Genomic DNA, 11,429 nt, shown 5'->3' with positions numbered 1-11,429 from the left:
GTGCTCCGCCCCGGATGCCAAAAAGGCCTTGTTACAGGATGAGAGCAAGTGAGGCGAGGGAGGTAAGAGTGCGGGCCTCTAAGGCGGCGCATGACGAGTTCCCATTATGGGAAGACAAACGGAAAAATCCCGCAGACCGTCAAATTCTCATTTTGCTGTTATATTTCAAATGGTTGGTGGTGCGAACTGCGGGACTCGAACCCGCACGCCCTTACGGGCTGGAGATTTTAAGTCTCCTGCGTCTACCATTCCGCCAAGTTCGCATAAGGTGGACTGTTTTTGTCAGCCATACAGGGCGTTTTACTGTGTTACGGCGGGTTTTAGCATGTTGGGCCGTGGCGGCAAGCGTTTCTATAGCGGGTGTGTGTGTTTAGTGTGCGCCTAACAGGGCTGAGCCGTGGTGTTTCAACCATGCTTCGGCATGGTGTCGGTGGGGGGTGAGCTGGTCTACCAGAGTCCAGAATGCTGGAGCATGGTTCATGTGGCGTAAGTGGGCCAGTTCATGCGCAATCAGATAATGTCTGACGGCAGTAGGAGCCATCACCAGACGCCAGGACAGCATGATGCGGCCAGAGGACGAGCAGCTACCCCATCGGCTGGAGGTATCGCGGATATCAAGCCGTGTGGGACGCAAGCCGGAAGTCTGGGCCTGCGCGCGGAGTTCCTGACTTAATATCTGGCGAGCATGGTTTTTCAAAAAATCTGTAATCCGCCTGCTGATAAACTCTTCAGCACCGCTCACACAAATCTGGTCCGCCTCTATCCAGACGCCGCCACGCGCAGTGGGATGATGCACAATGGTATGCGGCTTTCCCTCAATGGGAATGGTGCGGCCCGGCCGGAAGGCGGGGGCCTGTTGCAGAGCCGTCAGGCGTTTTGTGATCCAGTGTTTCTGGATTTTGAGAAACTGCACAGCCTGTGCAGTAGAAAGCCCGGAGGGGAGTGTGACCGCCACGGCCTGTCTGCGCGGGTCAATCCGGAGGGAGAGCCGTCGCGCCCGGCTGGAGGGTTTCCAGATGACGGGCACGTGGCAGTCCGGAGCGAGTTGAATGAGATCCGGCGTCTGCGTAGGTGGCATAGAGTTGGTGCGGGGGGCTATGGCAGCACCCCGCTCAGAACGTGGAACAGGCTTTTCAGGGCGTATCGGCACGGATGTGGCGGACCGAAGGCCGCTTGTGCGCGCTGGGTTTTTTAGGTTTTTGGGCAGGCTGGCCGGGCCATGTGACGAGATAGTCTTCCAGTGCGCCGGCCTGTCGTTCACTAATGCACCGGCCTGCGGCAGAGGCCCCGGCTTCAATCACGCTTTCCGGATTGCCGGTAATAAGCGGATGCCATGTGGGCAGGGAACGCCCTTCGGAGAGGCGGCGGTAGGCGCAGTCGGGCGGAAGCCAGTCCAGTTCGGACACCATTGCCGGTGTCAGGGTGATGCAGTCCTGCACTTTTCTGTGGCGGTGCGGGTAGTCCGTGCAGCGACAGTCGGAGACATCCAGCAGGCGGCAGGCGACGGACGTATAGTGAATTTCGTCCGTATCTTCGTCACGCAGCTTATGCAGACAGCAACGGCCACAGCCATCACACAGGGATTCCCACTCAGCGGTGGTCATCTCTTGGAGCGGGGTGGTTTCCCAGAACGGAGCGGTGGATGAGGGGGAAGTCATGCCGCGCAGGATAAACCGGCAGAAGGCTTCAGGAAAGAGGGGCTTTGCTGATTCCCAGAGCACCCAGCAGGCTGAGTGCCAGAGCCAGACCGATGCTGCCAGCCAGCGGACGGCCCAGAAGGGGGAGCCAGAGCAAACGGATACGGGTGAGGGACGTTGCTCCCAGTTCCTGCGCCGTGCGCCCCCAAGTTGATGGTGCGTCTTTGAGGCGGCGAAGCGGTGCGAGCGAAATGGCCGGTCCGATCAGCACACCCTGAAGAAAGGGAAGAAGCAGAGCTGCGCGGTCAAGCGGCAGCAGGAACGGCAGCGTAAGGGCCGCTGCGGTGGCGGGCAGCAGAACCAACAGGAGCAACGTGTAAAGTCGACCGCCCTGCCGCGTTGAAAGGGCCACACTGAGCACCAGCACTGCCAGACAGATGCCCGTCAGAGCCATGAATAGTGTGTGGGTGATGAGAAAAGGCAGAAGGCCGGACGCAGGAAGGCTCACCGGTCTTCGGCCCAACGTTCAAAGCGTGCAGACAGGGTTGAGAGATGCGAACTCCAGAACGTGTCATTCACTGCGATGGGGGGCAGTATGTGGCGGCTGTCCGGAGAGCCTGCATTGATTTCCGCCAGAGATGGCAGAGACGGCCAAGCATTGGCAAAGGCCTGCTTCTGGGTGGGGTGTTCCAGCCATGCCGTTAGGGCCAGCGCCGTATTTTCTTCTGCAGAGGTTTTTGGCACGCCCCATGCGTAATTAACCTGCAGGCGCTGCGGCCAGTAGAGGCCAAAACGATCCCGGTCAGCCTGTGGGGCGCTGAGAATTTCTCCGGTGGGCACGCTGCCCATCAGCGCACCACCACTTTTAAGAATACGCGCGGCTTCCTCTGGCGTGGACCACCAGACAATGTAGGGGCGCAACTGGTCGAGCTTACGGAAGGCCCGTTCCACGCCGTCCTGCGTGTTCAGGACACGGTAGAGAGCGTCAGGAGAGACGCCATCGGCCAGCAGGGCAATTTCCAGTGTGGTGCGGGGGTCGCGGCGCAGGCTCCGGCGGCCCGGGTGACGCGCAACATCCCAGAAGTCCGACCAGTCGGGCGGCGTATCAAAGCGGGAACGGTCCCACGCCATGGCAAAATCAATAGACGCGGAAGACTGGCCACACCCGTTGGGGGAGGGGTCAGCCGGGTCACGCACCAGCAGGCCAAGAGAGCAACTGATTTGCAGAGAGCTGGTTTCCATCATCACGGCGGCCCAGCGGTGAGGAGACTCGGTTTCCTGCTTGCGAAGAGAGTCGATCTCTCCATCCCATGAGGAGGGCGCAAGAGGATGCTTGATAAGCTGCGCATAGGGCGTGAACAGCACTTTCTGCTGGGTGGCTGTAATAGCCCCCCCAAACGTCAGAATGCGTACCGGCTGCACCACGGTCCGATGAATCCGGCGTATCGAGCGCGCATCAGCCTGCGAAAAAGCAGGCAGCACCATGCTTGCCAGAACGAGCGCCGTCAGCCCGTGCCGAAAGAAGGCTGACAGGGCAGAGGGCCTCTGCGCACGGGGGCGAAGGGGCGTTTTGAAGGATGCGTCGCGAAACGAAAGAAGGGACAGGGGTAGCCTCACGCGGTTGCTGCTTAAGTCAAAGGTAATTCTAGCCTGATTTGTGGTCCATCGGAAAGGCGGTGGCGTTTGCTGTTTGCCAGGCAAGCAGCGCGACGCGCCCCGGCTCAAGGTCTCGCATGGTGTGAACAGGGGGGCGATGGGCAATAATTTCCCCACCATCCTGCATGCGAAAGCGCATGTGAATGGCTGTACCCACATGCCGGGCGGAGACCAGAGTGCAGAGCACCATGTCGTTTTCTTCAGGCGGTCCGCTGAGCTGGCGCGGGAACATGACGGAGAGGCGGTCTGGCGCGATGCAGATATTGGCGAGGTCCTGTTCCTCCAGCCCCGGTGCGGCCATGGCCTCCACCGTCTCGCCCGTGGGGAGGCGGAGTTCGGCCATGTCGTCTTCTGCATACAGCACCTTGCCGGTCAGGACATTGGCTTCACCAAATGTAATGGCGACCTGCTCATGCGCGGGCCGGTTAAGCAAGTCGGGCGGTGTGGCAAGCTGGAGCAGGATGCCGTTTTCCAGAATGCCGATGGTGTCTCCGGCCATCAGGGCTTCTGTGCGGTCCCGTGTAAGGAGAAGGGTGCTGAGGCCAATCGCGCGTTGCAGCTTTTCGAACAAAGCCATAACGCGCATCGTGGCTGTATGGTCCAGAGCGCTGAACGGGCGGTTCAGGACGAGCACTTCAGGCCGCATGACGAGGGCGCGCGCCAGCTGGCCCCGCAGATTTTGCTCTGGTGTGAGGCTCGCGGGTTTAAGGGCGCGCCGGCCATCCAGCCCTACCAGAGAGAGTGTTTCCGTTGTGCGGCGTTCGCTTTCCGTAGCGGAGACCTGCCCGGAAGCCCGGAGGGGGAACAGAATGTTGTCCGCCAGTGTCAGGTGCGGGAAAAGCGGCGCATGGGCCCCGATGGTGGCTAGGCCACGCAAGCCGGTCGGGCGATGGGTGACATCTTCCCCGCCAACCAGGATCTGCCCGCCATAACTGGGGGCATGTCCGGCCAGCACGTCTGTCAGGCGCGACAGGTCCTCATGCTCGGTGCCGATTCCCAGCAGGGCCACGCACTGGCCTTTCTCCACCCGCAGGCTGAGGCCGGGGAGCGGAGGGAGGAAAGCGAGATTGTGAAGGGCTAGCGGCGGGGGCGAGCTATGCGCCGTATGCATGCAACCTTATCCTTAGCGATCAGTTAAAAGAGTGTTGTCAATAAATCTAACGCGAATAGGGTGTTCCATGTCTTCTGATAAACTCAAGGATGTAAAGGCTGCTGGTGAGTCTGCTGCTGAGACAGCCCGTGATGAAATTGAAGCCGTAAAGGCGCATCTGGAACGGCTGATCACCAAGCATGTGGTGCCCGCGCTGACGAATGCTGGCGGTAAAGCCAGTGATTTGACTGAAGAAGCAGTTGCCAATGCGCGTGAACTGGCCAATCATGCGCGCAGCGATATTTCCAAGCAGACGCGTGCGCAGTCGTCATGGGTGTCCATCGCCATTTCCGGCGTTGTGGGCTTTATCCTCGGTCGGATGTCACGCTGAAGCCTCACGTGATCTGAACGAAGGTAGTCCCTGAGTCCATGCGTATTTTTGAACTTGGCAGGTCCGCCCTGCATGCACAGTCCCATCTCATGCAGCAGATGGCGGTCCGGTTAGGAAAACAGGCAGCATTTCTTGTTGCCGCCGCGGTATTCGGGTTTTTTGCCCTGATATCCGGGCATGGACTCCTGTGGGCCCTGTTCCTGTTTACCTTCCATTGGGGCCCGGTGACGGCCGCATTCGGCGTGTTTGCGCTGGATGTGATTTTTGCTCTGATCTGTATCCTGTTTGGCCGTCGCTCTTACCTGACGACCGCAGAAGTGGAAGCCCGCATCGCCCGTAATCGCTGTGCGACACAAATGAGGGAATCCGTCACACTGGCCGCAGTCACGGCCACGGTGGCAGGGTCTCTGGGCCGCAGCGGCACCCGCAAGGTGTGGGACGTAGTGCGCCGCAAGAAGAACTGATTTCTTTCCATCCGCCTTTGCCCATAGGTTCCATTCCAATTTTGCATTGGCGGGGGCGGATTTTTTCTGGGAATGATTGCCATACGATTTTGTGAGCGTGCGAACAGTTTGTATGCTTGCTAGTATGGGCACATAATGGAACCTCCGCGTTATCCTGATAATAGCATCGAAACCCGCCGGTCCTTCGGGCACCGGCTGGCTCGCCTTGCGGCCATCTGGCGGCGCGAGATTGATGCGGATTTGCGCCGGTTCAGCCTGACGGACGCAACCTGGCGGCCCATCTATTATCTCAATTTTTCTGAACAGCCTGTCAGACAGACAGATCTGGCCCGTTCTCTCTCACTAGAGGCGCCGTCTCTCGTGCGGCTGCTGGATGTGCTGGAAAAGCGCGGCTTTATTGTCCGGGAAATTGATGAGGAAGACCGCCGTTCCAAGCTTGTCAGCATTACGGAAGAAGGCCGGAAAGTTGCCGCACTTGTCAGCCATGCGGCAGACGATGTGGCAACACGCCTGACCGAACATGTAACCCCGCAGGAACTGGAGCAGTGCTGCGGGATTCTTGACCGGGTTGAACAGGCCGCGTCCGGGCAGAAAGATCTGGCCGGGTCAGAGCGGGCACACGCACGATGAGAGTTGCTACGAGAATGGCGTCATGCTGACGGAATTCAATCTCTTTGGTGTCTTCATGGCACCGATCGTCGTCTACGCACTGGCGGCGCTGCCCCTTACCATGTGTGTTCGTTTCGTGCTGTGGTGGAGCGGCCTGCTGGGCTGGTTCTGGCACATCGCTCTGTTCGAAGTTTCGCTCTACGTTTGTATCCTCTGCCTGCTCATTTTGTACGTCTGACCCCTGAAAAGGCTTTTGAGTCTCCGCAATGCCCCTTCTGCGCACCCTGATACGAGTTATTCTGACCCTGGCGGTTGTCTCTCTGGCCATTGTGCTGGGGGTGACCCTCTGGAACGTCTACATGATCGCTCCATGGACCCGTGATGGTCGTGTGCGTGTATATGTTGTGGACGTGGCTCCTGAAGTCTCGGGCACTGTGGTGCAGATCCCGGTGGTGGATAACCAGTTTGTGCACAAGGGTGACCCGCTGTTTGTGCTGGACCCCGTACGTTTCCGTCTGGCGATCCGTGAGGCACAGGCCCGGCTGGATGGCGCGCTGGAAGATTTGAAGCTCAAGCGCAATGATGCCCGCCGCCGTATGGGGCTGGGTGGCATTGTCTCGGCGGAAGAACAGGAAGTCTTTAACTCCAATGTGGCAACGCAGATTGCCGCGGTGGATGCAGCCCGCGCCGCGCTGGACGTGGCCAAGCTGAACCTTCAGCGTTCCGTGCTGTATTCCCCGGTTAATGGTTACGTGACCAACCTTAACCTGCGGGTGGGCGATTACGCATCCTCCGGGCAGGCCCGTCTGGCCGTGATTGATGCCGACTCCTACTGGGTTTACGGCTACTTTGAAGAAACCAAGATGTGGGGCGTGCATGTGGGTGACGAAGCCCGCGTCAAGCTGATGGGCTACAAGCCCATCCTGACCGGTCATGTGGTGAGCATTGCCCGCGGTATTAACGATACCAACGGTACCCCCGACAAGCTGGGCCTGCAGGATGTGAACCCCATCTTTACCTGGGTGCGTCTGGCCCAGCGTATCCCGGTGCGTATCCATCTTGACCACGTGCCGGACAGCGTGACACTGGCCGCCGGCATGACAGCGACTGTCAGCGTTGGGCCGGAGCCACGTGGCCGACGGGGCAAGATGACCACCTGGCTGCAAGATCATCTCTGAGAGCGGCATGGAACATAAGATGAAGGTTCATCGTCGCCTCGGCCTTTTCATGGCGTCTTCCCTGATGCTTTCGGCCTGTACTGTCGGGCCGAACTATCAGGCAGAGCGCATGAAGGTGCCGGCCCAGTTCAAGGAAGCAGCGGAAGAGCACCCTGCAACCCAGGAAGAAATTGACCGCACCAACAAGGAAATGACCGAGTGGTGGGCGGCGTTCAAGGACCCGGTGCTGACCGGTCTGGTCGAGCAGGCGATCAAGGGGAACTATGATCTCCAGATTGCCGGGCAGCGGATTCTGGCCGAACGCGCCATTCGTGACCGGTCTGCCTCGCAGTGGTATCCGCAGATGGATGCCAATATCGGTGGCGGGGATGTGCGGTATTCCCTGAACATTGATAACTGGCCGATCCGTCCCGGTAACCCGCAGAACCGCCCGGAAGCTTCCATGCTGACCTATGGCGCAATGGCGACGTGGGAAGTGGACGTATTCGGGCGTATCCGCCGTGATGTGGAAGCGCATGAGCGCGCAGTGGAAGCCTCCATTGAAGGCCGCCGTGCGCTCCTGATGACGATGCTGTCCGAACTGGCATCTGACTATATGTTGCTGCGCGTCACGCAGTTGCAGATCAAAATTGCTACGGACAATATCCGCGTTGCCAAAAATGCGGTGGATCTGACCAACAAGCTGTATCTGGAAGGCGTGGGGAACACCCTGCAGATTGCGCAGGCTCAGGCCGAGCTGGATACGCAGATTGCAGCGCGTGAACCGCTGAAAACCCGTGTCTCTCAGGTAACGCACGCTATTGCCGTGCTGCTGGGGCAGATGCCGGGTTCTCTGGAAGATGAACTGAAGGTGCCCCGGCCCCTGCCGACCGTGCCGGAATTTCCCGCGACCCTGCCGTCTGTCGTGATTGCCAACCGCCCGGATATCCGTATGGCAGAACGGCAGTACGCACTGGCGACGGCGCAGATTGGCGTGGCTGTGGCCAACCTGTATCCGCACTTTGTCATTCCGCTGACCTTCAACCCAAACGCCTCGGCCATGTATCAGCTGTTTCAGGTCAATGCGATGAGCTGGCAGTTCCTGATGATGGCGAGCCTGCCGCTGATGCACGGTGGCAAGATGACGTCTGAAGTCCGGGCGGCTCAGGCCTCGGCGGAAGCAGCGCGTCTGACCTATCGCCAGTCCGTGCTGAACGGCTTCAAAGAAGTTGAAGACGCCATGGCGGCCTGGCACGATGATATTGAATATGCCGAGCAGTTGCATAAAGCGGCAGAAGACAGTGCTACGGCCAGTGAGCGGGCACGGCGGTTGTATGGTGCTGGTCTGGTCGGCTTCCTGGAAGTGCTGACAACCGAGCGCACCACCCTGAATGCGCAGAACATGGAAGCTCTGGCTCGTCTGGAACGTCTGCGTGATGCTGTGAATCTGTACACGGCATTGGGCGCAGGCTGGAAAGGTGTGGCGCTGACCAATTCCACCCTGCCGGTTTCCCTCGAAACACAAAACGTGCTAGCGCGGGCCTTCAAGCAATGATCTGAAAGGTCACATCATGAGCAAGTCTTCGTCTCCTTATGTGCGTCGGCTGCTCTGGATTGTGGCCTGTTTTGTGGGTGGTTTTGCGCTGCTGTGCGTGAGTGGCTGGGCGCTTGTTGTCAACGGCAGCACGCAGGACTCCGCGCTGGTGACAGCCCTGCGCTGGCTGCCCGTTGCGACGGGTGCGATCACGGTAGCGGCGGGGTTTTTCCTGCTGTCTCTGCCTGTGCCTGAAGACCCGGAAGATTTCTTTCTGCCGGATGATGCTGACGGCGAACTTGAGAGAACAGACGGAAAATAAGAAGAGGTTCAGCCCGTTATAAGAGCTGAACCCTTCTCGCCCTGACCGTCAGGCTTTGACGGACAGGAAATCAGCCAGAGCTTCGTTAAACAGAAGCGGGGCTTGCAGGAAGGCAAAATGGCTGGTCTCCGGCAGGATCATGTAAGAACTGTCCGGAATATGCGCCATCAGATATTCCAGATGGGGGCGATGAATCATCTCGTCCCGGTCCCCGTCTACAATCCACGCAGGACAGCGGATAGCGTTCAGGCGGTCTTCCGTAAATTCGGCATCATGCTCCCATTTCCACAGGCCCCAGACGGTTTTTGAAAAGACATCAAATTCATCCGGGGTCGGGGAAAGCTTGCGGTAGTCTTCTGTTGCGCGTTTTACAAAAGCGTTGACCACCTTATCTCCGCTACAGGCCAGATTAAGGCCGGAGGCGGACATATGCGCCCCATAAGCAAAGATGCGTTTGATGCGGTCCGGGTGTTCAGAGGCCAGAATGATGCTCTGCACACCGCCATCGCTCCACCCGACGAGACTGGCATTCGGGATTTCCAGATGGTTCATCAGGTGAATGATATCGTCGGCCATCTGGGCGTAGCTAAGGGGTTTATTCCCTAACGTGCTGCGGCCATGCCCTCGGCTATCCACGAGGATGATACGGTGCGTTTTGGCAAGATACGCAGCCTGTACGCCCCAGTAATCAGAGTTCGCCATGCCGCCATGCAGCATGATGATGACATCGTCCCCTGTGCCGCCTTCCGTATAATAGAGCGAGCATCCGTTAATGGGGGCGTGCTGTCCTTTAAAGGAGGCCAGAGGGGCCGGGGTGGCAGGTAGGGTTTGCCAGCGTTTTGTTAAATGCTCAGTCATATCGTCAGGCCTCGTAAAAGAGCGTGTTGTGGGCATCTTGTTATAACAAGATGCCCTACGCTTTTAGATGGCTGTGTATGACGAGACTTGCAAATGTGTGGGGCGGGATGCTGTTTCCCCAGATCCCCCGCTTGTCTTTTGGTTTGAAAAGCGATGGACTGGGGAATTCTTTGCCAGACAACAGGCCTTATTTCTTAGGCGTCCGAACAGCTGTCACTTCAATTTCAATCAGCCAGCCGGGGTTGGCGAGCTGGGCCACGGCAAAAGCGGAGCGCACCGGCAGGTTGGGCTGCTTTTCCGTGCCGAAATACTGGGTGTAGGCCTTCATCATGCCATCAAAATCCAGCTGCTTTGTGCGCGGGTCCGCAACCATATAGATGTGCATCTGCACGATATCCCCCATGGTCAGGTTCAGCTTTTTCAGCTCGCCTTCAATGCGCTGGAGGGAGGCGAGGGTCTGGGCACGGGTGTCGCCATAGGCCTCAAGGCTTTTGGGCGGTGCGGTTTTGTCCTGCACCGGAGCCCCCATGCCGCTGAGATAAATGGTGGTGGCCCCGGCGGGGACTTCCACAGCGGTGGAGATGGGGAATTTCCCCTCACCATGACGGATCACACCGCCCTCAGCATGCGCCAGAGCAGGGAAGGCAGCCAGAGCCGTCAGGGCTGCGGCGGGGATCAGGCTTTTAAAAAGGCGCACGTTATTCTTCCTCTACTGACAGATGGGGACGCATTTCAGAAACGTCTTCTGGTTTCAGTGCATCAGTATAATGGTTCCCGAAATGTGTGCGAACGTAATTGACGACATTGGCCACCTGTTGGTCATTCAGCAGCCCGGCAAACCAGGGCATGCCGCCAAAGCCGTTCAGCACCACATAAGCCGGATACTCGGCACTTTTCAGTTTGGGGTTGCCGGCCAGAGCCGGGAACTGGGCCCCGGCTCCCACAGCGCCTTTGCCGTCTGGCATATGGCAGCTCTGGCAGACGTGATGATAAATGGCCTCTCCATCCGGCAGAACCTGCATTTTACCGGCCACGGCACTCGCGCTGTCCGCATGGGCTGCAACCGGGGCGAGGGCAGGGGAGGCAAGGCCTGCGGTAAGGCAGAGAGACGTTACAAGCAGAAATTTACGCATCAGGCGGCTCCCAGCGCGCGTTTGTGCAGACGGGTCACGGCATCCAGTGCGGAGAGAATGGCCCCTTCCTGCCAGCACCCGACGTAAGAGGCATGCTCACCTGCCAGAACGAGGCGATTGTCCACGGCGCACAGTGTTTTGTAATGGGTTTTCCGGGCTTCTTCCGTCCACATGGAGCAGCAGCCCAGAGTCCAGGGTACGCGGCTCCATGCAAAACTGACGCCGTTTGAAAACTCTTTCCGATACTGAGGATGAATGGCCATCCCCTGATCCAGAGCGCGCTGAATACGTTCTTCCGGCGTCATGCCTGCAAAATCGTAGGCGGCGGGGCCGAACATGTAGCCTCCCAGCAGAACGCCGGGACCTTTTGAGAAAATGCCGTTGCTGGGGTAGGAAATCTGGCTGATCTCCTGGTCGGTAAAGCTGATGCCGCCGTAAATCTGATCATCTTCCTCCCAGAAGCGGCGCTTGAACTCCATCCCCATTTTGACGGAGGACGCATAGGGCACGGCGGCAATAGCGGCTTTCATCCCCGCATTAACCTGCACATCAAGCTGAGACAGCACAGAAAGCGGAAT

Annotated in this window: 16 protein-coding genes and 1 tRNA gene; 7 read left to right on the top strand and 10 right to left on the bottom strand. The window is 58.7% G+C overall.

The features are described from left to right. Positions 1–177 precede the first annotated feature (177 nt). The 6 genes from AD928_RS06110 to AD928_RS06085 form a co-directional block, all read right to left on the bottom strand. Positions 178–263 (bottom strand) — tRNA-Leu (locus AD928_RS06110). Positions 264–370: 107 nt separating this feature from the next. Beyond that, positions 371–1,078, bottom strand: a complete 708-nt coding sequence (locus AD928_RS06105; protein WP_062249090.1) for a M48 family metallopeptidase — start codon at positions 1,076–1,078, stop codon at positions 371–373. Between the two features lie 55 nt (positions 1,079–1,133). Continuing rightward, complete coding sequence (locus AD928_RS06100; RefSeq protein WP_062249133.1) at positions 1,134–1,658, bottom strand: YcgN family cysteine cluster protein; 525 nt, start codon at positions 1,656–1,658, stop codon at positions 1,134–1,136. 28 nt (positions 1,659–1,686) lie between these two features. Further along, the gene (locus tag AD928_RS06095; RefSeq protein WP_062249088.1) at positions 1,687–2,145 is read right to left on the bottom strand and encodes a hypothetical protein; all 459 of its coding nucleotides are present in this window, start codon (positions 2,143–2,145) and stop codon (positions 1,687–1,689) included. Beyond that, positions 2,142–3,122: an extracellular solute-binding protein gene (locus tag AD928_RS06090; RefSeq protein ID WP_062249086.1), complete on the bottom strand. Its 981-nt coding sequence runs from the start codon at positions 3,120–3,122 to the stop codon at positions 2,142–2,144. The genes AD928_RS06095 and AD928_RS06090 overlap by 4 nt, the downstream gene beginning before the upstream one ends. 160 nt (positions 3,123–3,282) lie before the next feature. After that, entirely contained in the window at positions 3,283–4,404 is a 1,122-nt protein-coding gene (locus AD928_RS06085) for an ABC transporter ATP-binding protein (protein WP_062249085.1), read from the bottom strand. Between the two features lie 67 nt (positions 4,405–4,471). On the opposite strand from AD928_RS06085, the gene AD928_RS06080 reads away from it, so the two are divergent. The 7 genes from AD928_RS06080 to AD928_RS06050 all read left to right on the top strand — a co-directional run bounded on the left by AD928_RS06080 (position 4,472) and on the right by AD928_RS06050 (position 8,860). Then, positions 4,472–4,774, top strand: a complete 303-nt coding sequence (locus tag AD928_RS06080) for a hypothetical protein (protein ID WP_043551376.1) — start codon at positions 4,472–4,474, stop codon at positions 4,772–4,774. Positions 4,775–4,812: 38 nt separating this feature from the next. Beyond that, positions 4,813–5,238: a hypothetical protein gene (locus tag AD928_RS06075; RefSeq protein ID WP_062249082.1), complete on the top strand. Its 426-nt coding sequence runs from the start codon at positions 4,813–4,815 to the stop codon at positions 5,236–5,238. 135 nt (positions 5,239–5,373) lie between these two features. After that, positions 5,374–5,868, top strand: a complete 495-nt coding sequence (locus AD928_RS06070) for a MarR family winged helix-turn-helix transcriptional regulator (RefSeq protein WP_061507925.1) — start codon at positions 5,374–5,376, stop codon at positions 5,866–5,868. 22 nt (positions 5,869–5,890) lie between these two features. Further along, complete coding sequence (locus AD928_RS06065; protein WP_025826372.1) at positions 5,891–6,085, top strand: DUF1656 domain-containing protein; 195 nt, start codon at positions 5,891–5,893, stop codon at positions 6,083–6,085. Between the two features lie 28 nt (positions 6,086–6,113). Then, positions 6,114–7,025: an HlyD family secretion protein gene (locus AD928_RS06060; protein WP_025826370.1), complete on the top strand. Its 912-nt coding sequence runs from the start codon at positions 6,114–6,116 to the stop codon at positions 7,023–7,025. Between the two features lie 19 nt (positions 7,026–7,044). Next, entirely contained in the window at positions 7,045–8,559 is a 1,515-nt protein-coding gene (locus AD928_RS06055; RefSeq protein ID WP_062249131.1) for an efflux transporter outer membrane subunit, read from the top strand. A gap of 16 nt (positions 8,560–8,575) precedes the next feature. Further along, positions 8,576–8,860 (top strand): hypothetical protein, encoded by a 285-nt coding sequence (locus tag AD928_RS06050; protein WP_062142024.1) that lies wholly within the window; start codon positions 8,576–8,578, stop codon positions 8,858–8,860. A 48-nt stretch (positions 8,861–8,908) separates the two neighbouring features. On the opposite strand, the gene AD928_RS06045 is transcribed toward AD928_RS06050, so the two are convergent. From AD928_RS06045 to AD928_RS06030, 4 genes are all read right to left on the bottom strand, one after another. Then, on the bottom strand, positions 8,909–9,718 hold the full coding sequence (locus tag AD928_RS06045) for an alpha/beta fold hydrolase (RefSeq protein ID WP_062249081.1): 810 nt from the start codon (positions 9,716–9,718) through the stop codon (positions 8,909–8,911). Positions 9,719–9,905: 187 nt separating this feature from the next. Continuing rightward, positions 9,906–10,415 carry a RidA family protein gene (locus AD928_RS06040; protein ID WP_082779771.1) on the bottom strand — a complete coding sequence of 170 codons (510 nt, stop codon included), beginning with the start codon at positions 10,413–10,415 and terminating at the stop codon, positions 9,906–9,908. Between the two features lies 1 nt (position 10,416). Next, a complete protein-coding gene (locus tag AD928_RS06035; RefSeq protein ID WP_062142022.1) occupies positions 10,417–10,851 on the bottom strand; it encodes a c-type cytochrome in 435 nt (144 codons plus the stop codon). After that, on the bottom strand, positions 10,851–11,429 hold a 579-nt coding region (locus AD928_RS06030; RefSeq protein ID WP_209436666.1), incomplete at its 5' end, for a flavin monoamine oxidase family protein. The genes AD928_RS06035 and AD928_RS06030, both read right to left, overlap by 1 nt.

The sequence above is a fragment of the Acetobacter cerevisiae genome (genome assembly GCF_001580535.1).
Lineage (GTDB): Bacteria > Pseudomonadota > Alphaproteobacteria > Acetobacterales > Acetobacteraceae > Acetobacter > Acetobacter cerevisiae.
Note: the sequence above shows the minus strand (reverse complement) of the source record. Positions and strands in the feature narration are given on the sequence as shown.

Coding starts and splice junctions, on each gene's coding strand:
- AD928_RS06105 (WP_062249090.1), bottom strand. CDS start 1,078: ATGCCACCTACGCAGACGCCGGATCTCATTCAACTCGCTCCGGACTGC.
- AD928_RS06090 (WP_062249086.1), bottom strand. CDS start 3,122: ATGGTGCTGCCTGCTTTTTCGCAGGCTGATGCGCGCTCGATACGCCGG.
- AD928_RS06060 (WP_025826370.1), top strand. CDS start 6,114: ATGCCCCTTCTGCGCACCCTGATACGAGTTATTCTGACCCTGGCGGTT.
- AD928_RS06080 (WP_043551376.1), top strand. CDS start 4,472: ATGTCTTCTGATAAACTCAAGGATGTAAAGGCTGCTGGTGAGTCTGCT.
- AD928_RS06035 (WP_062142022.1), bottom strand. CDS start 10,851: ATGCGTAAATTTCTGCTTGTAACGTCTCTCTGCCTTACCGCAGGCCTT.
- AD928_RS06070 (WP_061507925.1), top strand. CDS start 5,374: ATGGAACCTCCGCGTTATCCTGATAATAGCATCGAAACCCGCCGGTCC.
- AD928_RS06050 (WP_062142024.1), top strand. CDS start 8,576: ATGAGCAAGTCTTCGTCTCCTTATGTGCGTCGGCTGCTCTGGATTGTG.
- AD928_RS06055 (WP_062249131.1), top strand. CDS start 7,045: ATGAAGGTTCATCGTCGCCTCGGCCTTTTCATGGCGTCTTCCCTGATG.
- AD928_RS06065 (WP_025826372.1), top strand. CDS start 5,891: ATGCTGACGGAATTCAATCTCTTTGGTGTCTTCATGGCACCGATCGTC.
- AD928_RS06085 (WP_062249085.1), bottom strand. CDS start 4,404: ATGCATACGGCGCATAGCTCGCCCCCGCCGCTAGCCCTTCACAATCTC.
- AD928_RS06100 (WP_062249133.1), bottom strand. CDS start 1,658: ATGACTTCCCCCTCATCCACCGCTCCGTTCTGGGAAACCACCCCGCTC.
- AD928_RS06075 (WP_062249082.1), top strand. CDS start 4,813: ATGCGTATTTTTGAACTTGGCAGGTCCGCCCTGCATGCACAGTCCCAT.
- AD928_RS06045 (WP_062249081.1), bottom strand. CDS start 9,718: ATGACTGAGCATTTAACAAAACGCTGGCAAACCCTACCTGCCACCCCG.